The 1047-nt window shown below is 36.5% G+C and carries 1 protein-coding gene and 1 pseudogene; both read left to right on the top strand.

The window, feature by feature from the left end; all coding sequences use genetic code 11:
- Window positions 1–221: pseudogene (locus F6K49_RS52575) on the top strand (hypothetical protein); the annotation flags it as partial.
- 233 nt (window positions 222–454) lie between these two features.
- The coding region (locus tag F6K49_RS52570) for a sulfotransferase domain-containing protein (RefSeq protein ID WP_366514389.1) at window positions 455–1047 on the top strand (593 nt) is incomplete at its 3' end.

The raw sequence follows: 1047 nt of genomic DNA, 5'->3' as shown, positions 1-1047 counted from the left end.
TCCTTCCTAAACACTTTAATTACGAAAGACTTTATGTTTGTATTGATTACTGTAACACAGTCAATGCTAATCTTGAATTATTTATCAAAAAAAAAAGTCATAAAATGGAATTTAACTTAGAAAATGCTCAGGAAGATTTTGGCACATTTTGGAGCCTAATTAGTGCTACAGGAAATTATGCTATGGCTCTAAAAGAGTGGGAAAAGAAATATAATGCTTAGAGGTTGTCTGAGAAGTCTCATTGGCTACATCCAAGCCCCCTAAATCCCCCAATTTTGGGGGACTTTTAGAAGCAAATTGACTCTTGTTCCCCCCAAATTTGGGGGGCTAGGGGGGCAAAAATCAGTATAAAAAAACTTTTCAGATATCCTCTTAGGCGTTCCTGAAAATTTAATGGTTATCACAGCACTTTTAAGGTTGGTACTGATGATTCTTTCTAATCTGGATTTGGTATATGAAAAGGGATATAAGCAAACACTATATTATTATTGGTGGGATGAAATGCGGAACAACTTCGCTGTTTCATTCCTTGTCTAAAAACTGCCCATCAATCAACCCCTCGGTGGTGAAGGATACTAAATTTTTTGTGGATAGAGATAGAGGAGGCAACTGGGAAACAGGTATCGACTGGTATTTAGCAATGTTTCCTCCCTTAAATGGAATAAAGCTGGAAGCTTCTACCCACTATACAAAGTATCCAGACTATCCAGGGGTTCCGGCGCGAATCAAGCAAGTCTTGAAAAACGTTAAATTGATTTATCTAGTTCGAGATCCATTACAGCGATCGATTTCCCATTTTTTTCATAACTTGTTAGTCGATAGAGAAAAATTGGATATCAATCAAGCCCTTTCGACTAGTCGTAATAAATATATTAATTATAGCGATTATGCCCTACAGTTATCTCAGTATTATGATTATTTCGCTCCCGAAGATATTGTGATCATTAATATAGTCGAAGAAGAGTACCGAGAAAAGTCCTTAGAATCATTAAAGCATTTTTTAGGAATAGAAACAAGTAATCCCTTCGTGCTAGAGCGTAGCAACAC

The sequence above is a fragment of the Moorena sp. SIO3I6 genome (genome assembly GCF_010672095.1).
Note: the sequence above shows the minus strand (reverse complement) of the source record. Positions and strands in the feature narration are given on the sequence as shown.